At 74.5% G+C, this 17,953-nt stretch carries 21 protein-coding genes; 1 reads left to right on the top strand and 20 read right to left on the bottom strand.

Annotated elements, in window-relative coordinates; genetic code table 11:
* Nucleotides 1-15 precede the first annotated feature (15 nt).
* From JN535_RS14805 to rpsB, 7 genes are all read right to left on the bottom strand, one after another.
* Complete coding sequence (locus JN535_RS14805) at nucleotides 16-567, bottom strand: DivIVA domain-containing protein (protein ID WP_205206337.1); 552 nt, start codon at nucleotides 565-567, stop codon at nucleotides 16-18.
* Nucleotides 564-1,655, bottom strand: coding sequence for a 23S rRNA (adenine(2503)-C(2))-methyltransferase RlmN (gene rlmN, locus JN535_RS14800; RefSeq protein WP_240201241.1), 1,092 nt, complete (start codon nucleotides 1,653-1,655; stop codon nucleotides 564-566). Before rlmN ends, JN535_RS14805 begins: the two co-directional genes overlap by 4 nt.
* A 125-nt stretch (nucleotides 1,656-1,780) precedes the next feature.
* Nucleotides 1,781-2,638 carry a phosphatidate cytidylyltransferase gene (locus tag JN535_RS14795; protein WP_205206335.1) on the bottom strand — a complete coding sequence of 286 codons (858 nt, stop codon included), beginning with the start codon at nucleotides 2,636-2,638 and terminating at the stop codon, nucleotides 1,781-1,783.
* Between the two features lie 32 nt (nucleotides 2,639-2,670).
* Complete coding sequence (frr, locus tag JN535_RS14790; RefSeq protein ID WP_205206333.1) at nucleotides 2,671-3,228, bottom strand: ribosome recycling factor; 558 nt, start codon at nucleotides 3,226-3,228, stop codon at nucleotides 2,671-2,673.
* Between the two features lie 75 nt (nucleotides 3,229-3,303).
* The gene (pyrH, locus tag JN535_RS14785; protein WP_087471737.1) at nucleotides 3,304-4,059 is read right to left on the bottom strand and encodes a UMP kinase; all 756 of its coding nucleotides are present in this window, start codon (nucleotides 4,057-4,059) and stop codon (nucleotides 3,304-3,306) included.
* A gap of 159 nt (nucleotides 4,060-4,218) precedes the next feature.
* The gene (gene tsf, locus JN535_RS14780; RefSeq protein WP_205206331.1) at nucleotides 4,219-5,058 is read right to left on the bottom strand and encodes a translation elongation factor Ts; all 840 of its coding nucleotides are present in this window, start codon (nucleotides 5,056-5,058) and stop codon (nucleotides 4,219-4,221) included.
* Nucleotides 5,059-5,186: 128 nt separating this feature from the next.
* On the bottom strand, nucleotides 5,187-6,131 hold the full coding sequence (gene rpsB / locus JN535_RS14775; protein ID WP_205206330.1) for a 30S ribosomal protein S2: 945 nt from the start codon (nucleotides 6,129-6,131) through the stop codon (nucleotides 5,187-5,189).
* Between the two features lie 431 nt (nucleotides 6,132-6,562).
* On the opposite strand from rpsB, the gene JN535_RS14770 reads away from it, so the two are divergent.
* Complete coding sequence (locus tag JN535_RS14770; protein WP_205206328.1) at nucleotides 6,563-7,138, top strand: M23 family metallopeptidase; 576 nt, start codon at nucleotides 6,563-6,565, stop codon at nucleotides 7,136-7,138.
* An 18-nt stretch (nucleotides 7,139-7,156) separates the two neighbouring features.
* Here JN535_RS14770 and JN535_RS14765 read toward each other — a convergent pair whose 3' ends face one another.
* The 13 genes from JN535_RS14765 to JN535_RS14705 all read right to left on the bottom strand — a co-directional run bounded on the left by JN535_RS14765 (nucleotide 7,157) and on the right by JN535_RS14705 (nucleotide 17,853).
* Nucleotides 7,157-8,128: a tyrosine recombinase XerC gene (locus JN535_RS14765; protein WP_205206326.1), complete on the bottom strand. Its 972-nt coding sequence runs from the start codon at nucleotides 8,126-8,128 to the stop codon at nucleotides 7,157-7,159.
* A 95-nt stretch (nucleotides 8,129-8,223) separates the two neighbouring features.
* Entirely contained in the window at nucleotides 8,224-9,564 is a 1,341-nt protein-coding gene (gene dprA / locus JN535_RS14760) for a DNA-processing protein DprA (protein WP_307868763.1), read from the bottom strand.
* The gene (locus JN535_RS14755) at nucleotides 9,557-11,095 is read right to left on the bottom strand and encodes a YifB family Mg chelatase-like AAA ATPase (protein WP_205206325.1); all 1,539 of its coding nucleotides are present in this window, start codon (nucleotides 11,093-11,095) and stop codon (nucleotides 9,557-9,559) included. Before JN535_RS14755 ends, dprA begins: the two co-directional genes overlap by 8 nt.
* Nucleotides 11,095-11,454 carry a YraN family protein gene (locus JN535_RS14750; RefSeq protein ID WP_205206323.1) on the bottom strand — a complete coding sequence of 120 codons (360 nt, stop codon included), beginning with the start codon at nucleotides 11,452-11,454 and terminating at the stop codon, nucleotides 11,095-11,097. The genes JN535_RS14755 and JN535_RS14750 overlap by 1 nt, the downstream gene beginning before the upstream one ends.
* 114 nt (nucleotides 11,455-11,568) lie before the next feature.
* Complete coding sequence (locus tag JN535_RS14745) at nucleotides 11,569-11,868, bottom strand: DUF2469 domain-containing protein (RefSeq protein ID WP_024840525.1); 300 nt, start codon at nucleotides 11,866-11,868, stop codon at nucleotides 11,569-11,571.
* A gap of 37 nt (nucleotides 11,869-11,905) precedes the next feature.
* A complete protein-coding gene (locus tag JN535_RS14740; protein ID WP_374100513.1) occupies nucleotides 11,906-12,757 on the bottom strand; it encodes a ribonuclease HII in 852 nt (283 codons plus the stop codon).
* Nucleotides 12,754-13,557: a signal peptidase I gene (lepB, locus tag JN535_RS14735; RefSeq protein ID WP_205206322.1), complete on the bottom strand. Its 804-nt coding sequence runs from the start codon at nucleotides 13,555-13,557 to the stop codon at nucleotides 12,754-12,756. Before lepB ends, JN535_RS14740 begins: the two co-directional genes overlap by 4 nt.
* A 145-nt stretch (nucleotides 13,558-13,702) precedes the next feature.
* Nucleotides 13,703-14,062, bottom strand: coding sequence for a 50S ribosomal protein L19 (gene rplS, locus JN535_RS14730; protein ID WP_205206320.1), 360 nt, complete (start codon nucleotides 14,060-14,062; stop codon nucleotides 13,703-13,705).
* 273 nt (nucleotides 14,063-14,335) lie between these two features.
* A complete protein-coding gene (gene trmD / locus JN535_RS14725; RefSeq protein ID WP_205206318.1) occupies nucleotides 14,336-15,145 on the bottom strand; it encodes a tRNA (guanosine(37)-N1)-methyltransferase TrmD in 810 nt (269 codons plus the stop codon).
* 1 nt (nucleotide 15,146) lies between these two features.
* Nucleotides 15,147-15,740 carry a ribosome maturation factor RimM gene (rimM, locus tag JN535_RS14720; protein ID WP_205206316.1) on the bottom strand — a complete coding sequence of 198 codons (594 nt, stop codon included), beginning with the start codon at nucleotides 15,738-15,740 and terminating at the stop codon, nucleotides 15,147-15,149.
* 141 nt (nucleotides 15,741-15,881) lie between these two features.
* Complete coding sequence (locus tag JN535_RS14715; RefSeq protein ID WP_205206314.1) at nucleotides 15,882-16,121, bottom strand: RNA-binding protein; 240 nt, start codon at nucleotides 16,119-16,121, stop codon at nucleotides 15,882-15,884.
* Nucleotides 16,121-16,558, bottom strand: coding sequence for a 30S ribosomal protein S16 (gene rpsP / locus JN535_RS14710; RefSeq protein WP_205206313.1), 438 nt, complete (start codon nucleotides 16,556-16,558; stop codon nucleotides 16,121-16,123). Before rpsP ends, JN535_RS14715 begins: the two co-directional genes overlap by 1 nt.
* A 170-nt stretch (nucleotides 16,559-16,728) precedes the next feature.
* Nucleotides 16,729-17,853, bottom strand: coding sequence for an amidohydrolase family protein (locus tag JN535_RS14705; protein ID WP_205206311.1), 1,125 nt, complete (start codon nucleotides 17,851-17,853; stop codon nucleotides 16,729-16,731).
* Nucleotides 17,854-17,953 lie beyond the last annotated feature (100 nt).

The raw sequence follows: 17,953 nt of genomic DNA, 5'->3' as shown, positions 1-17,953 counted from the left end.
GGGTGGGCGTCGTCGTCACTCGACGCCGAGCAGGACCTCGATGGCGCGGGCGAAGAACGCGTCGACCGGGCCCTCCGCGTAGCCGTCGCGACCGCGGGCGCGGCCGAACGTCGCGGAGCGGATCTCCGCCGCCGTGATCGGGACCTGCCGGTCGAAGTAGGCGACGAGCCGGTCGCACAGGTCGTCGACGTCGTCGATGTCGTACGCCGGCTTGCCCCGCTCCGCGAGCGCGAACTTCTCGCCGTCGGGTCGGCCGAGGCGCCCGTAGAGCGTCCGCGCGCGCTCGGCGAGCGCGTTCATCCAGGCCTGCTGGCCGTGCGCGGCGACGTACTCCGCCCGCTGGCGCGCGATGAACGCGCCCTCGAGGCGGTCCAGCGCGGCGTCCACCTCGTGCGTGTCGTACCCGCCGCGGACCAGGTCGAAGACCGACGCCTGGATCTCGGTGCTCGTCAGCCGATCCTGGACGCGACCCTCGTACACGTCGCGGGCGTGCTCGAAGAAGTCGTCGACCTCCTCGGGGTCGTACCCGTTCCGGGTCTTCGACACCGTGGTGAACAGCGAACTCACTCGTCCTCCTCTGCAGCGAGCTGCCCGCAGGCACCGTCGATGTCGCTGCCGCGGGTGTCACGGATCGTCGTCGGGATCCCGTGACCGCGCAATCGTGCCACGAACTCCGCCTCGACGGCAGGGTCGCTGGCCGTCCAGATCGAGCCCGGCGTCGGGTTCAGCGGGATCGGGTTCACGTGCACCCAGCCACGGCCGCGCGCGTCGAGCTTCTCGCCGAGCAGGTCGGCGCGCCACGCGTGGTCGTTCATGTCCTTGATGAGCGCGTACTCGATGCTCACGCGCCGGCCCGTGACCTCGAAGTAGTGGCGCGCCGCGTCGAGCGTCTCGTCGACGCTCCACCGCGTGTTGATCGGCACGAGCTCGCTGCGCAGGTCGTCGTCGGGGGCGTGCAGCGACAGGGCGAGCGTGACCGGGATCCCCTCGTCGGCGAGCTTGCGCATCGCGGGGACGAGCCCGACGGTCGACACCGTGATGTTGCGCGCCGACATGCCGAGACCGTCGGGGGTGGGTGCGACGAGACGGCGCACCGTGCCCATGACGGCCTTGTAGTTGGCGAGCGGCTCGCCCATGCCCATGAACACGAGGTTGTTGAGGCGCGTCGGGCCGCCGGGGATCTCGCCGTCGGCGAGCGACCGGGCCGCGGAGCGCACCTGCTCGACGATCTCCGCCACGGACAGGTTGCGCGTCAGGCCGAGCTGCCCGGTCGCGCAGAACGGGCACGCCATGCCGCACCCCGCCTGGCTCGACACGCAGAGCGTGGAGCGCTGCGGGTAGCGCATGAGCACCGACTCGACCTTGGCGCCGTCGAAGAGGTGCCAGAGCGTCTTGACGGTCGTCCCGCCGTCGGCCTCCATGCGGCGCGCCGCCGTGAGCAGCGGCGGGAAGAGCGCGTCCGTGAGCACGTCGCGCGTCGCCTTCGGCAGGTCCGTCATCGCCTCCGGGTCGCGCGTGAGGTGCGCGTAGTAGTGCGTCGCGAGCTGCTTGGCACGGAACGGCTTCTCCCCCAGCTCGACGACGACGTCGCGCACCTCCTCGGGCGCGAGGTCGGCGAAGTGCCGCGGCGGCTTGCCGCGCCGCGGCGCGGTCATGACGAGCGGGAGCGGCTTCGACTCCGCGGAGGGGCGGACGGAACGGACGGTCATGGGGAGGTCCAAGCGTGGGGGGGTCGTGCGGACGGGTCGCTCCGCGGTGCGAGAGGACCGTCGACGGGCTGTCAGACGGCCAGCGCGAGGAGCACGTACACGAACGGGGCGGTGAGGAGCATGGAGTCGAGCCGGTCCAGGATGCCTCCGTGGCCCGGCAGGAGCGACCCCATGTCCTTCAATTCTAGGTCGCGCTTGACCATCGACTCGGCGAGGTCGCCCACCGTCGCCGTGAGCGGGGCGAGGATGCCGAGCGCGACGCCGACGAGGGGGCTCGCCCCGAGGCCCACGACGGCCCCGACCACGCCGACCGCCGTCGCGAGGACGAACGAGCCCGCGAGCCCCTCCCAGGACTTCTTGGGACTCACCGAGGGGGCCAGCGGGTGGCGCCCGAAGAGGACGCCCGCGACGTACCCGCCGACGTCGTTCGCGACGGCGAGCAGGATGAAGATGAGGACCCTGATGCGCCCGTCGGGGGCGGCGAGCATGAGCATGACGAAGCCGGCCATGAAGGGCAGGTAGGCCGCCGCGAACGTCGCCGCGGCGGCGTCGCGCACCGCCGCCGTGCCCGAGCCGTCGATGACCCGCCACACGACCGCGCCCGCGACCGTGAGCATGAACGAGACGAGCAGCGCCTCGGGACCCGAGTAGTACGAGGACACGAGGATGCCCACCGTGCCCACGAGGAGCGGGAGGAGCGGCAGATGAAGCTCACGGCGCTTGAACGCCTGGGCGAGCTCCCACAGCGCGGCGCCGACCGCCACGGTCGCGAGCAGCACGAAGAACTCGGGCCGGAAGGCGAGGCTCGCCGCGACGAGCGCGAGCAGGCCGAGGCCCACCGCGATCGCCACGGGAAGGTTGCGGCCCGCCTTGGGGGCACGCGCCGCGGCGGTGCCGTCGCCGGCGGCCGTCGAGGAGGTGTCGGTCATCGGTGCGTGGAGGAGCTCGCCGCAGGAGGTGCTCAGACCTCGAGCAGCTCGCTCTCCTTGCCCGCGAGCAGCGCGTCGACCTGGTCGACGTGCGCCTTGGTGAGGCTCTCGAGCTCCTTCTCGGCGCGCGCGACCTCGTCCTCGCCGGCCTCGCCGTCGCGCGCGATGCGGTCCAGCTCCTCCTTGGCGCGGCGGCGCACGTTGCGGATCGACACGCGCGAGTCCTCCGCCTTCGACTTCGCGAGCTTCACGAAGTCGCGGCGCCGCTCCTCGGTGAGGGCGGGCAGCACGACGCGGACGACGTTGCCGTCGTTCGAGGGGTTCACGCCGAGGTCGGAGTCGCGCAGCGCCTTCTCGACCGCCGTGATCGAGCTCTTGTCGAACGGGGAGACGAGGATCGTGCGCGCCTCGGTCACCGTGAACGACGCGAGCTGCTGCAGCGGCGTCGGCGCGCCGTAGTAGTCGACCGTGATCTTGTTGAACATCGCGGCGTTCGCACGGCCGGTGCGGATCGCGGCGAAGTCCTCCTTGGCCACCTCGACGGCCTTGTCCATCTTCTCCTCGGCCTCGAGGAGGGTCTCGTCGATCACCAGTGCTCCTTCGTCGTTCGTCGGTGGGGTCGTACGGGGTCCGCCGCGTCGCTGCGCCCGAGGGCGGCGACGGCGTCAGTCGGTCGTGACCAGTGTCCCAATATTCTCGCCGACCAGGGCACGGGTGACGTTCCCCGGCTCGCTCATGCCGAACACGCGCATGCGTACGTCGTTGTCACGGCACAGGCTCAGCGCCGTCGCGTCCATGACCCCGAGGTCGTTGACGAGCGCGTCGGTGTACGTGAGGTGGTCGAGCTTCGTGGCCGAGGGGTCCTTGCGCGGGTCGGCCGTGTAGACGCCGTCCACGCCGTTCTTGCCCATGAGGACCTCCTGGCAGTGCGTCTCGAGGGCGCGCTGCACGGAGACCGTGTCGGTGGAGAAGTAGGGCATGCCCGCACCGGCGCCGAAGATGACGACCCGGCCCTTCTCGAGGTGGCGGATCGCCCGCAGGGGGATGTACGGCTCGGCGACCTGCCCCATGGTGATGGCGGTCTGCACGCGCGTCTTCACCCCCGCCTGCTCGAGGAAGTCCTGGAGCGCGAGGCAGTTCATGACGGTGCCGAGCATGCCCATGTAGTCGGCGCGCGCGCGGTCCAGGCCGCGCTGGGAGAGCTCCGCGCCGCGGAAGAAGTTCCCGCCGCCGACCACGATGGCGACCTGCACGCCCTGGGCGACCGCGTCCGCGATCTCCTGGGCGACGCGCTGCACGACGTCGGGCGCCAGACCGATCTGCCCGCCGCCGAACGTCTCGCCCGACAGCTTGAGGAGCACCCGCCGGTGCTCGGTCCCCTCGCGGGGCGTGGTCTGCTCGCCTGCCGTCACTGTCGACACCTGTCCTTCGTCCTGGCCCGGTGGGGCGGGGTGGTCCTTCTCCGCCGTCGTCCCACCCGATGGTGCGGCACGACGCCGGTCGTCGCGCGCCCGGGGCCGGGTGCGCGGTCGGCCCGGTCCCACCGCCTCACGGGCGACGGGACCGGGCCGACGGGGGCGTCAGGCGCCGACGCGGTACCGCACGAACTCGGTGATGGTGCCGCCGGCCTCGGAGACGACCTGGCCGACCGTCTTCTTGGGGTCCTTCGCGAGCGGCTGGTCGACGAGGACGACGTCCTTGAAGTAGCCGTTGAGACGACCCTCGACGATCTTCGGGAGCGCGGCCTCGGGCTTGCCCTCGTTGCGCGAGGTCTCCTCGGCGATGCGGCGCTCGTTCTCGACCGTCTCGGCCGGGACCTCGTCGCGCGACAGGTACGTCGGGGACATCGCGGCGACGTGCTGCGCGACGTCCTTCGCGACGGCCTCGCCCGCGGCGTCCGTGGCGACGACGACGCCGATCGACGGCGGCAGGTCCCGCGCGGTGCGGTGCAGGTACGCGGTGACGCGCTCGCCCGCGACGCGGGTCACGCGGCGCAGGACGATCTTCTCGCCGAGCGTCGCCGCCTGGTTGTCGATGACCTGCTGGACGGTCTCGCCGTCCGCGTCCGCGGCGAGCGCCGCCTCGGCGTCGCGCGCGCCGGCGTCGGCCGCAGCCTTGAGGACGCGGTCCGCGAGCGAGATGAACGTGTCGTTCTTCGCGACGAAGTCCGTCTCGGAGTTGAGCTCGATGAGCGTCGCGACCTGCCCACCCTCGGTGTCGCGGATGTCGACGGCGATGAGGCCCTCGGAGGTCGAGCGGCCCTCGCGCTTGGCGACGCCCTTCAGACCCTTGACGCGGATGATCTCGAGCGCCTTCTCCGCGTCGCCGTCCGCCTCGTCGAGAGCCTTCTTGACGTCGAGCATGCCGGCGCCGGTGCGCTCGCGCAGGGCCTTGATGTCAGCGGCGGTGTAGTTCGCCATGGTGGTTCCTCACTCGTGGTTCGTCACGGGTTCTTCGTCACGGGTACGTGCTGGGCACCGCGGGGTGCCGGTGCGCCGGGGGGACGGCACGGGGTGCGCGGCGGTCGCCCGCCGCGCACCCCGGGACGTCACTTGGACTCGTCGGCCTCGGCCGCGCCGGTCTCCGTCGCGGCGGCGTCGGCCGCGGCCTCGACGGCGGGAGCGGCGTCCGCACCCGGCGCCACGGCCTCCTCGGCGCCCGAGGCGCCCTCGGTCGCCGCGGCGTTGGCCGCCGCCTCGTCGGCCTCGAGCTGCTGCTCGGCACCGGCGAGGAGCTCACGCTCCCACTCGGCCAGCGGCTCGGCCTCGGCGCCCGCCTCGGCCTCGGAGCCCGAGCGGCCCGAGTGGCGCTGGAGCAGACCCTCGGCGGCGGCGTCCGCGATCACGCGCGTGAGCAGCGTGACCGAGCGGATGGCGTCGTCGTTGCCCGGGATCTTGTAGTCCACGACGTCGGGGTCGCAGTTGGTGTCGAGGATCGCGACGATCGGGATGCCGAGCTTGCGCGCCTCGTCGACCGCGAGGTGCTCCTTGTTCGTGTCGACGATCCACACGGCGGAGGGGACCTTCGCCATGTCGCGGATGCCGCCGAGCGTGCGGGCGAGCTTGTCCTTCTCGCGACGCAGGACGAGGAGCTCCTTCTTGGTCAGGCCGGAGCCCGCGACGTCGTCGAAGTCGATCTCCTCGAGCTCCTTGAGGCGCTGGAGACGCTTGTGCACCGTGGTGAAGTTGGTGAGCATGCCGCCGAGCCAGCGGTGGTTCACGTAGGGCATGCCGACGCGCGCGGCCTGCTCGGCCACGGGCTCCTGGGCCTGCTTCTTGGTGCCGACGAACAGGATGGAGCCGCCGTGCGCGACGGTCTCCTTGACGAACTCGTACGCGCGGTCGATGTACGACAGCGACTGCTGGAGGTCGACGATGTAGATGCCGTTGCGCTCGGTGAAGATGAAGCGCTTCATCTTCGGGTTCCAACGGCGGGTCTGGTGCCCGAAGTGGACACCGCTCTCGAGGAGCTGGCGCATGGTCACGACGGCCATGACACGTCCTTTCGCCGTGCGGCCCGGGATCCACCCGGTGCGCGCACGCTTCTGGCGACCCCTCCCGGAGGACGGGCCGCGGTGCGGTTGTCGGTGACGACCCTGGTGGTCGCACCCCTGGCGCCACCCGTGCCGACGCCTGCGACGCACCGTCGAGCAGGTGCGGGCAGGACCGACGCCGGACGCGGCCCCGCCCGGACCGGCAGAACCGGGGGACGGGCGAGGACGTGACGCGCGAAGTCGACCGGCCCCGTCCTCGGCCGAGATGATCACCTCGGGCCGGGCACGGCGAACGCGCCGGTCGCAGCGGCAAGTCTACCCGACGGCAGGGCCGACCACAGCCGCCGGCCCGTGGCTCCACCGGTGCCCGTCGTCCACAGGTCGCAGCACCGGGCCGACCGACGCGGGCTCGCGTCGGGCACCCTGGCGCGATGGCTCTCGACCGTACCCCCGCGACGACCCGACCACGTGCGGCCGCCCTCGCGGTGTCCGCGCTCCTGCTCGTCCTCGCCCCGGTGGCGTCCGCCGCGACGGGCGGGAGTGCCGAGGTCGACTCGGCCGCGTCTCCGGGCTGGGTGCCGCCGCTCGACCGCGCACCGGACGCGCTGGGCGTGCTCGCGCCGTTCGACCCGCCGCTGCAGGACTGGCTGCCCGGTCACCGGGGCGTCGACCTCGCCGCCGCCGCCGGGGAACCCGTCCTGGCCCCGGCGCCGGGGGTCGTCACGTTCGCCGGTCCCGTCGCGGGGCGCGGCGTGGTCGTCGTCACGCACGACGACGGCCTGCGCACGTCGCTCGAGCCGGTCACCGCGTCGGCGCCCCGGGGGACGCGCGTCGCCGCGGGGGACGTCGTCGGTACCGTGCAGGTCCCCGACGGCGTTGCCGTCGCGAGCCACTGCGCGGACACCTGCGTGCACTGGGGCGTCCGGCGGGGCGACCGCTACGTCGACCCGCTCGCGATGCTCGGCGAGCGTCCACCGATCGTGCTCCTCCCGCTCGGCGAGCCGTGACGCGAGCGCGGCGGGCGCTCAGGCGCGCGGGAAGGCCTGCTCGAACGAGCTGCGCAGCCGCTCGGCCGTCACGTGGGTGTAGCGCTGCGTCGTCGCGAGCGACGAGTGCCCGAGGATCTCCTGCACGCTGCGCAGGTCGGAGCCGCCCGCGAGGAGGTGCGTCGCGGCGCTGTGCCGCAGGTCGTGCGGGGCGACGTCGTCGACCCCGGCTGCGAGCGCGAGCCGGTGCACGGCGTCGCGCACCTGCCGCTGCCCCCACCGACCGCCGCGGTCCCCGACGAGGAGCGCCGCACCCGACCGCTCCGCGGCGAGCGCCGGCCGACCGGCGTCCAACCACCGGGTCACGGCCCGAGCCGCCGGGACCCCGAACGGCACGACCCGCTCCTTGTCCCCCTTGCCGAGCACCCGCACGACCCGCTGCGACAGGTCCACGTCGTCCACGTCGACCCCGACGAGCTCGCCCACCCGGATCCCGGCCCCGTAGAGCAGCTCGGCGGCGGCCCACTCGCGCAGCCGTGCCGGGTCGCCCTCGCCCGCCGCCTCCCGGGCGGCGTCGAGGAGTCGTCCGGCGGCGTCGGCCGTGAGCACGGTCGGCAGGGTGCGCGGGACGCGCGGGCTCGCGAGGCGTGCGGCGGGGTCCGCCGTGACGCGGCCGGTCCGGCGCGCCCAGTCGAAGAACGCGCGTGCCGCGGCGCCACGCCGTGCGAGCGTCGCGCGGGACAGCCCGCGCTCCGACTGCTCGGTCAGCCAGGCGCGAAGAGCGGCGAGGTCGACGTCCTGCGGCGACGTCGCGCCGTGGCAGGCGGCGTGGCCCAGCAGCGCCTCGACGTCGCCCGTGTACGCGCGCACCGTGTGCGCGGACGAGCCCTGCGCGACCTCGAGATGCGTCCCGAAGTCCGCGAGCGCCGCGTCGAGCGCGGGCGGCAGGGCGCCGGGCCGGCGCGCGCCCGGCGCGTCGGCGGCGTCGTCGGGACAGGTCGAGCGGGTCATTCCCCCAGTCTCGCGCGCGCTGCCGCAGGACCGCCGGAGGCACTCCGCACCTCCTCGCCCCGATCCCGCCGCCGCGCCGCACCTGGCCGGCCTCCTCACTCCGCGCGCACGCGTCGCCATCCGCCGGCCGTCCGCTCGGCCAGGCCTCGGATCTCGAGACGCCCGAGGGCACCGAGGGCCTCCGAGACGGCGAGCCCGGCCGTCCGGGCGACAGCGTCCGTCGGTGCGCCCGAGCGCAACGGCAGGGCGTCCCACGTCCGGGTCTCGACGGCGTCGAGCCCGTCGTACGCGGCCTCGCGGGGCTCCCTGCGCGTCCCCGCGACCGGCGCCGCCGGTGCCGCGTCCCGCGCGAGCACCCCGGCAAGCTCGGCGACCTCGTCGGCGTCGGTGACGCACACGGCGGCGCCGTCACGCAGGAGCCGGTGACAGCCGGTCGACGCCATGGACGTCACGGGCCCGGGGACGGCGCCGACCGGTCGGGAGAGCTCGGCGGCGCGCACCGCCGTGCTCAACGACCCGGAGCGCCACGCTGCCTCCACGACCACGGTCGCGCCCGCGAACGCCGCGATGAGCCGGTTGCGGAGCAGGAAGCGGACCCGGCTGGGCACGGAGCCCGGCGGGACCTCCGACACCACGGCGCCGCCGGTGCTCACGACGGCACGGAGAAGCTCGGTGTTGCCGACCGGGTAGAGACGGTCCACCCCGCCCGCGAGGAACGCGACCGTCGGCCCGGACGACACCAGTGCCGCGCGGTGAGCGGCCGCGTCGATGCCGTACGCCCCGCCGGAGACGACCGTGAACCCACGCGCCGCGAGGCCCGACGCGATCTCCCCCGTCACGTGGCGCCCGTAGTCCGTGCAGGCTCGCGCGCCGACCACCGCGACGGACCGTGCGGCCAGCTGCGCGAGGCGGTCCGACCCCCGCACCCACAGGGCCAGCGGACGCGCCGCCCCGAGGTCGTCGAGGGCCGAAGGCCAGGCCGCGTCCCCCGGGAGGACGAGCGCACCGCCGAGCCGCTCGAGCACGCGGAGCTCGCGGCGCGGGTCGAGTCCCTCGAGCCGCGGCGCCCAGCGGGCGACGGAGCGCAGGAGCCGCGCCACCGGCCCGCTCCGAGCGTCACGACCGGACATGGACGACGTGCCGTCGGACGGCACGACGGCGGCCAGCCCCGCAGCCCGGAGCGGGTCGTCGTACCCCTCGCCGTCGTCGTCAGGGTCCGCGAGCCCGACGAGGACCCGGCGCGCCTGCGCCGGGTCGTTCACCGCCTCGACGAGCCAGGCGAGCGCGGCCGACGCACCGAGCTGTTCGACGAGCGCCACCGCGACCTCGTCCCCCGGCTCCGCCAGGCGTGACCACGCCGCCCGGGCGAGACGGTCGTCGGTGACGTCGAACGCCGGGCGCACGGGCGTCGTCGGACCCTCCCGGCGCTCAGCCACGGTAGCCCCGGGTCCGGAGCGCGAGCCCGGCCCCGACGTCGGCGCGCGTGGGCGCGGCGTGCCCGGCGAGGTCGGCGACGGTCCAGGCGAGGCGCAGCACGCGGTCCGCGCCGCGCAGGCTCAGCGTGCCGCGGTCGAGCGCCGTGTCGACGTCCGCCAAGAGTCCGGGGTCGGGGCCCAGCCGGTCGCGCAGCCAGGTGCCGGGCACCTCGGCGTTCGTCCGCCAGGGCGTCCCCGCCAGGCGTGCGGCCGCGGTCTCCCGGGCAGCGGCGACGCGCCGCGCGACGGCGGCGCTCGGCTCCGGCTGCGCGGCCCCGGCCCGCTCGACCCGGGTGACGGGCCGGACCTCGACCTGGACGTCCACGCGGTCGAGGAGCGGACCGGACAGCCGGCCGAAGTAGCGGCGCTGCGCGACCGGCGAGCACGTGCACTCCAGACCCTTGCCGACGCCCTTGCCGCACGGGCACGGGTTCGCCGCGAGCACGAGCTGGAAGCGTGCCGGGTACCGCGCCGTCCCGCCGGCCCGGTGGATCACGAGCTCACCGTGCTCGAGCGGCTGGCGCAGGGTCTGCAGCACGCGCGCCCCGAACTCGGGCGCCTCGTCCAGGAAGAGGACGCCGCGGTGGGCGCGCGACGCGGCACCGGGCCGGGGCAGTCCGCTGCCGCCCCCGACGATCGCCGCCGGGGTCGCCGTGTGGTGTGGGTCCTCGTACGGCGGCCGGCGCACGAGCCCGCACCCCGGGTCGAAAACGCCGGCCACCGAGTGCACGGCCGTCACCTCGACGGCCTCGCCCTCCGTCAGGTCGGGGAGGATCCCGGGCAGCCGTGATGCGAGCATCGTCTTGCCCGCACCCGGCGCCCCGACCAGCAGCAGGTGGTGCCCTCCCGCGGCAGCGACCTCGAGCGCGTGCCGCGCCTCGTGCTGCCCGACGACGTCCGCGAGGTCACCCGGCTGCGGCCGCACGGCGGCTGGTCGCGGAGCCACGACCGGCGGCACCGCGCCGCCCGGGTCGTCGAGCGAGGCCCCGTGCAACCGGGCGACGTCGGCGAGGGTGACCGCGCCGACGACCTGGGCACCCGGGACGAGCCGGGCCTCCTCGACGTCGGCCGCCGGCACGACGACGTCCGGGAACCCTGCGGCGACCGCCGCGGCGACCGCGGGCAGGACGCCGCGGACGGGCTGGAGGCGCCCGTCGAGGCCGAGCTCGCCGAGGTGCACCACGTCCTCCACGGCGCGCGCCGGGACGACCTGCGCACCGGCGAGCAGCGCCACCGCGATCGCCAGGTCGAAGCCCGTGCCGGACTTGGGGAGCGCGGCGGGCGAGAGGTTGATCGTGACCTTGCGCTGCGGCCACGGGATGCCCGACGACGTGACGGCCGCGCGGACACGGTCCCGCGACTCGCTCAGCGCGGCGTCCGGGAGCCCCACCAGCACGAACCCGGGCACCGAGGCCGCGAGGTGCGCCTGGACCTCGACGACGTGGCCCGACAGCCCGACGAGCGCGACGGCCCGGGTCGTCCCGAGCCCCATCAGGCGCTCACCCCCACGAGGTGCTCCACGTGCGCGGCGCCCGCGCGCGCCACGAGCACGGCGACGACGTCGATGCGGACCGCCCGCGCGCGCACGTCGTGCGTCGCGAGCCACTCCCCCGTGAGCCGCCGCAGGCGGCCGAGCTTCGCCGGGGTGACGGCCTGGGCCGGGTGGCCGAAGCCCGTCCCCCGGCGCGTCTTCACCTCGACGGCGACCAGCACGTCCCCGTCCAGCGCCACGACGTCGAGCTCGCCGCGCGTCCCGCGCCAGTTGCGGTCGAGCACGGTCCAGCCCGCCTCGACCAGGTGGGCCGCCGCCACCCTCTCCCCGTACCGCCCGACGGCGTCCTTCGCCCCCATGGGATCACCTCCGCGGGACACCGTGGAGCGTGGGGCGGGGCGGGCGCGAGCGACCTGCGGAGCCCTGTGGACGGGACCGTCAGAAGCTGGCCCTGTGGACGGCCAGGACCGTGGTCAGAGCTGGAGCTCGGCCTTCGCGAGCTCCTCGACGTTGACGTCCTTGAAGGTCACGACGCGGACCGACTTCACGAACCGCGCCGACCGGTACACGTCCCACACCCACGCGTCGGCGAGCCGCAGCTCGAAGTACACCTCGCCCGCGGCGGACCGCACCTGGAGGTCCACCTGGTTCGCCAGGTAGAAGCGACGTTCGGTCTCCACCACGTACGAGAACAGGCCCACCACGTCGCGGTACTCGCGGTACAGCGCGAGCTCCATCTCGGTCTCGTAGTTCTCGAGGTCTTCGGCGCTCACGCCTCCATCATGGACCATCGAGCGCCGCGAGCCCGCCTCAGCTGGTCGCCAGGCCCGCGTCGGGGTCGAGCTCGAGCACGTCGACGGGCGCCCCGTACGCCGGGACGTCGAGCGCCTCGTCGCCCCGCTCGGGCAGGCGCCAGGACCGGCGGTGCTGCGGCGTCGGTCCGTGCGCGCGCAGCGCCTCGACGTGCGCAGCCGCGCCGTACCCCTTGTTCTGGTCCCACCCGAAGGCGGGGTACTGCCGCGCGAGGCTCGTCATGAGACCGTCACGCTCGGTCTTGGCGAGGACGCTCGCCGCGGCGACCGAGGCGCACTGGAGGTCGGCCTTGACCAGGGTGCGCACACGCGGGTCGACGAGCCGTCCCTCGTCGTGCGGGTCGAGGTCGAACGCCTCGAAGAGGTCGACCGCCGACGGACGGCTGAGCCAGTCGTGCTTGCCGTCCAGCAGGACGGCGTCGACGTCGCCGGCCGTGCGTCGCACCTGGGCGAGCGCCCGGCGGCCGGCGAGGCGCAGCGCGCCGACGATGCCGTGCGCGTCGATCTCGGCGGGACCGGCGTGGCCCACGGCCCAGGCCACGCACCACGAGCGCGCGAGCGGCACGAGCGCTTCGCGCGCGGACGCGGTGAGGAGCTTGGAGTCGGTGAGGCCGGGCGGACAGGGCTTCGTCGCGAGGTCGACGACCACGACGCCCACCGAGACCGGGCCGGCGAGCGCGCCACGACCGACCTCGTCCATGCCCGCGACGAGCCGCGCGCCGTCGCGCAGCATCGCACGCTCCTGACGCAGGTCCGGGCGGCGCCGCGCGGGGGCACGGCGCACGCGCACGGGCGCGGCGGGCTCGGGGGCCGGGGACCCGGCGGGAGGGGCGACCGCGTCGAGCGTCACGGCTCCACCTCGGGCACGTCGGCGAACACGTCGCCGGGGTTGCGGAGGAGCCCGAGGTGCGAGAGCGGCCACACCTTGACGAAGGCCGTCCCGACGACGTTGCCCATCGGCACGAACCCACCCCCGGGCTTGCCCGTGTTGTAGCGGGAGTCCGCCGAGTTCTGGCGGTTGTCGCCCATGACGAACAGCATGTCCTCGGGCACCGTCCGGTCGAACGCGTCCTGGCTGGGGATCGACCCGGGCTTGATGTAGGTCTCGTCGATCGACACCCCGTTGACGCTCACGCGGCCCTCCGCGTCGCAGCACACCACGTGGTCGCCCGGCACGCCGATCACCCGCTTGATGAGGTGCTCGCCCGTGTCCTGCGGCAGCAGGCCCACGAACGTCAGCGCCGCACGGACGGCCTCGGACACCGGGCTCTCCTCCTGGGGCTCCGGCGGCGGCAGCCAGCCACCCGGGTCCTTGAACACGACGACGTCGCCCCGGTGCACGTCGAGCGCGCCCGGCACGAGCCGGGACACCATCACCCGGTCGCCCTCGACCAGCGTGTCCTCCATCGACGCGCTCGGGATGAAGAACGCCTGCACGAGGAACGTCTTGATGAGCAGCGACAGCACCAGCGCGCTGACCACGATGATCGCCGTCTCGCGCAGCAGCGACGACTTCCGCGCCGGGCGCTCCCTGCGGGACGCGGTGCGGTGCTGCCCGCGCGGGGTCTCCCCGTCGTCGCGAGGGCCGAGCGCCGTGCGCTCGGTGCCGGCGTCGGGTTGCGGGCCGCGGGGCGGGGCGCTGTCGGTCACGCGTTCACCATGCCACCTCGGACCGTGATCCGGGAAACGGGACCGGCCCGCGGACCGCGTGTCGCGAGAACGACGACGGCGGCCGTCCCCCCGAGGGGACGACCGCCGTCGGACGAGCGGAGCGGCAGCGACTGCCGGCAGCCGATCAGCGAGCGGGCGCGGTCTCGCGCTTCTCCTTGATCTTCGCCTTCTTGCCGCGCAGCGCGCGCAGGTAGTACAGCTTGGCGCGACGCACGTCACCGCGCGTCACGACCTCGACCGACTCGATGGACGGCGAGTGCACGGGGAACGTGCGCTCGACACCCACGCCGAAGCTGATCTTGCGGACCGTGAACGTCTCGCGGATCCCGCTGCCCTGACGGGCGATGACGACGCCCTGGAACGCCTGGACGCGGGAGCGGTTGCCCTCGACGACCTTGACGTTGACCTTGAGCGTGTCGCCGGGACGGAACTCCGGGACGTCGCTGCGTAGCGATGCTGCGTCGACGCTGTCCAGCGTGTGCATGGTGCTTCTCCTCGCCCGCCACAGGTCGGACGCGTGCTCGTGGCCCGGGCAGGCCGGGCCGTCGTCGTCTGTCGGTGGGGTGTGCCGTGCTGCGCGCGGACGGCCGACCACCTCGCGGTCGTCGACCCGTCGTGCCAGTCCGCCCGAGGATCCGGGCGCGGGCTCCCCTGTGGCAGAGGTCCGGGGCGGCACACACCGGTCGACCATTCTGCCACATGCCGGGGGTCGAGCGGCAGCCCGCCCGGTCGCGGACGGGACGCCGGGCGGCGGCGGTCAGGGGACGTCGCGCTCGAGGCGACCGTCGACGACGGACCAACCCGCCGCAGCGAGGACCTCCAGGTCGTGCCGGTCGAGCGTCTCGGGGTCGAGCGCGCGCACCATGTCGGGTCGCCGCGCGGCCGTCCGCGCCAGGGCCTGGTCGCGGCGCCAACGGTGGATGCGCGCGTGGTGGCCCGAGAGCAGCACGTCGGGCACCTCGAGATCGCCCCACGCCGGCGGCTTCGTGTAGACGGGGTACTCGAGGAGCCCCGCGGCACCGTGCGACTCCTCGACCAGCGACTCGGGGTTGCCCACGACGCCCGGCAGCAGGCGGCCGACCGCCTCGACCATGACGAGCGCGGCGACCTCTCCCCCGTTGAGCACGTAGTCGCCGATCGACAGCTCGCTGACCGGCATGCCGACCGACCGGTAGTGCTCGGCGACGCGCGCGTCGATCCCCTCGTACCGCCCGCAGGCGACGACGAGGTGCTCCTCGGTCGCGAGCGCCTCGGCCGTGCGCTGCGTGAAGGTCTCGCCCGACGGCGTCGGCACCACCAGGTGCACCGCCCGCGCGTCGCGCTCGGGCGCCGCGGCCGAGAGTCCCGACACGTCGTCGATCGCGCGCCCCCAGACGTCGGGGCGCATGACCATGCCGGCACCGCCGCCGAACGGCGTGTCGTCCACGGTGCGGTGCCGGTCCGTCGTCCAGTCGCGCAGGTCGTGGACGCGCAGGTCGAGGATCCCCGCGGCGCGAGCCTTGCCGACGAGCGACAGGTCGAGCGCGGCGAGGTAGTCGGGGAAGATGGTGACGACGTCGATCCGCACCTCAGGCCTCGCCGTCGTGCTGGTCGCCCTGCTCGCGCGCGCCGGCGCCCGGGGGGTCGTCGCGGTCTGGGGACGCGACCTCGAGCCGGTCCGCGTCGGACGCGAGCAGGCCGCCCGGCGGATCGAGCACGACCCGGCCGCCGGCCACGTCGACGAGCGGGACGATCTGCCGGACGAACGGGACGAGCGTGCGGGCTCCTCCCGTCTCGCGCAGCACGAGCACGTCGTGCGCGGGCAGGTGCTCGAGGCCGTCGATGCGCCCGAGGGGACGGCCCTCCGTGTCCTCGGCACGCAGCCCGACGAGCTCGTGCGGGTACCACGCGTCCTCCTCGTCGGAGGCGTCGACCTCGACCACGAGCTCGACGCCGCGCAGCGCCTCCGCGGCCGTGCGGTCGCGTACGCCCTCGAAACCGACGAGCCACCGCCCCTGGTGCACCCGGACGGTCGCGACGCTCAGCGGGCCCGCCGTCGCGGGACGCGTCTCCAGGCGCTCGCCCACCGCGAGGCGCTCCTCGGGATCGTCGGTGCGCAGGTCGAGCGCGACCTCGCCACGCAGTCCGTGCGCCTTGCCGATGCGCGCGACGGTCAGCTCCATGGTCGTCACTCCTCCGGGGGTCCTGGTCGGGGTGGTGCCGGGTCGACACCTGGTCGGACGGCGGGAACAGGAAGGCCCGGCCCGCCGGTCGGCGGGCCGGGCCTTGCCCGTGGCCCCTCACGGGGCACGTCGGTGCGGGCCTCAGCGGCGGTCGACGTCCACGACGTCGACGCGGACGGGCCCGTCGGTCGCGAGCGCGCCGATCACCGTGCGCAGGGCACGGGCGGTGCGACCACCGCGACCGATCACGCGGCCGAGGTCGTCCGGGTGCACCCGGACCTCGAGCAGGTCACCGCGACGCAGCGTCTTCGTGCTCACCCGGACGTCGTCCGGGTTGTCCACGATGCCGCGCACGAGGTGCTCGAGCGCCTCCGCGATCATCAGGCCTGCTCGTCGGCAGCGGCCTCGTCGGCCGTGTCGGCGGGCTCCTCGGCCGGAGCCTCGGTCTTCTTCTCGGCGGCCTTGGCCTTGACCTTCTCCGCGTCGGCGGCGGCGGCCTCGATCGCGGCGGCCGGGTCGACCTTCTCGCCCTTGACCTTGAGCGTGCCCTCGGTGCCGGGCAGGCCCTTGAACTTCTGCCAGTCGCCCGTGATCTTGAGGAGCGCGAGCACCTGCTCGGTCGGCTGCGCACCGACGCCGAGCCAGTACTGGGCGCGGTCCGAGGTGATCTCGATGAACGAGGGCTCCTCGGTGGGGTGGTACTTGCCGATCTCCTCGATCACACGACCGTCGCGCTTGGTGCGCGAGTCGGCGACGACGACACGGTAGTACGGCGCACGGATCTTGCCGAGACGCTTCAGACGAATCTTGACGGCCACAGTGGTGGTCTCTCCTGGTTCTGGTTCGGGTGAACCCGGACCCGTCCCGTGGGGACAGGACGAGGAAGGGGTTCAGGACACGGCACGCGCCGGAGAGAGGGGCCGGGGCACGCCGAGTACCGGGACATTGTGCCAGACCGGACCGGCCCCGACCAACCTGCGCCGACCGCTCAGCCGGCCTGCGGCGCGACGATCTCCCCGCGCAGCACCACCGCGGTCGGGGCGCGCAGGACGCCGACGTCCTTCCGCGGGTCCTGCGGGTACACGACGAAGTCCGCGGACGCGCCCTCGACGAGCGACGTGTAACCGAGGTACTCCCGGCCCTGCCAGCTCGCTGCCGCGACCACCGCCGCGTCGGGGATGCCTGCCGCGACGAGCTCGGCGCACTCGTCCGCGAGGCGGCCGTGCCCGATCGTCCCGCCGGCGTCCGTGCCCACGAGCAGCTGGATCCCCGCCTCGTACAGCGCCCTGGCCTGCGCGTACCGCCGCTCGTGCAGCCGCCGCATGCGCGCCGCGAACACCGGGTACTTCGCGTCGGCCTGCCGGGCGATCGCCTCGAACTGCCCGATCTGCAGCAGCGTGGGCGTGACGGCGATCCCGCGCTCGGAGATCTCATACATCAGGTCGGGGTCGATCCCGGTGCCGTGCTCGATGCCGTCGACGCCGGCGGCGAGCAGGGACGGGATCACCTCCTCGGAGAAGGCGTGCACGGTGACGCGCGCGGCCTCCGCGTGCGCCGCGGCGACGGCCTCGGCGAGCACGTCGTCGGGCCACAGGGGCCGCAGGTCGCCCTCGGCCCCGAGGTCGCGGTCGATCCAGTCCCCGACGATCTTCACCCAGCCGTCGCCGTGGCGCGCCTCGCGGCGCACGGCCTCGGGGAGCTGCGCGACGTCGTCGAGCTCGAGCCCGTAATGCCGCAGGTAGCGCTTGGGCCGCGCGAGGTGGCGGCCGGCCCGCACGAGGCGCGGCAGGTCGCGCCGGCCGTGCACCCACCGCGTGTCGAGCGGCGAGCCGGCGTCGCGCACGAGGAGGACGCCGCTGTCGCGGTCCGCGACGGCCTGGTCCTGCGCCGTCGCGGCGTCGACCGCGCCCTGGGCGCCCAGGCCGACGTGGCAGTGCACGTCGACGAGGCCGGGCAGCGCCCAGCCCTCGAGCTCGACCATGTTGGTGCCCTGGGCGGACGGTCGCGTGAGGCTGATCCGCCCGTCCTTGACCCACAGGTCGCCCACCTCGCGGTCGTCGCCGACGATGACGCGGCCACGGACGTGCAGCGTGGGGCCTTCCAGCGCGGACATGGGGCTCCTGGGTGAGGACGAGCAGGACGGGCGGCCCGGTTCGCGGGCACGGCGCGGCACCGGGCGGTGCCACGGACATAACCTAGCGCCCGGGCGGCTG

Source organism: Cellulosimicrobium cellulans (assembly GCF_016921195.1).
GTDB classification, from domain to species: domain Bacteria; phylum Actinomycetota; class Actinomycetes; order Actinomycetales; family Cellulomonadaceae; genus Cellulosimicrobium; species Cellulosimicrobium cellulans_F.
The sequence above is the reverse complement of the archived record's forward strand: the minus strand, read 5'-3'. Positions and strand labels throughout refer to the sequence as shown.

Bases quoted from the DNA above. Each gene is read 5' to 3' on its own strand.
- tsf (WP_205206331.1), bottom strand. From the start codon at position 5,058: ATGGCGAACTACACCGCCGCTGACATCAAGGCCCTGCGCGAGCGCACC.
- JN535_RS14705 (WP_205206311.1), bottom strand. From the start codon at position 17,853: ATGTCCGCGCTGGAAGGCCCCACGCTGCACGTCCGTGGCCGCGTCATC.
- rimM (WP_205206316.1), bottom strand. From the start codon at position 15,740: ATGGAGCTGACCGTCGCGCGCATCGGCAAGGCGCACGGACTGCGTGGC.
- JN535_RS14715 (WP_205206314.1), bottom strand. From the start codon at position 16,121: ATGATCGCGGAGGCGCTCGAGCACCTCGTGCGCGGCATCGTGGACAAC.
- JN535_RS14795 (WP_205206335.1), bottom strand. From the start codon at position 2,638: ATGACCGACACCTCCTCGACGGCCGCCGGCGACGGCACCGCCGCGGCG.
- rplS (WP_205206320.1), bottom strand. From the start codon at position 14,062: ATGCACACGCTGGACAGCGTCGACGCAGCATCGCTACGCAGCGACGTC.
- rpsB (WP_205206330.1), bottom strand. From the start codon at position 6,131: ATGGCCGTCGTGACCATGCGCCAGCTCCTCGAGAGCGGTGTCCACTTC.
- JN535_RS14755 (WP_205206325.1), bottom strand. From the start codon at position 11,095: ATGGGGCTCGGGACGACCCGGGCCGTCGCGCTCGTCGGGCTGTCGGGC.
- JN535_RS14765 (WP_205206326.1), bottom strand. From the start codon at position 8,128: ATGACCCGCTCGACCTGTCCCGACGACGCCGCCGACGCGCCGGGCGCG.
- JN535_RS14750 (WP_205206323.1), bottom strand. From the start codon at position 11,454: ATGGGGGCGAAGGACGCCGTCGGGCGGTACGGGGAGAGGGTGGCGGCG.
- rlmN (WP_240201241.1), bottom strand. From the start codon at position 1,655: ATGACCGCGCCGCGGCGCGGCAAGCCGCCGCGGCACTTCGCCGACCTC.
- JN535_RS14770 (WP_205206328.1), top strand. From the start codon at position 6,563: ATGGCTCTCGACCGTACCCCCGCGACGACCCGACCACGTGCGGCCGCC.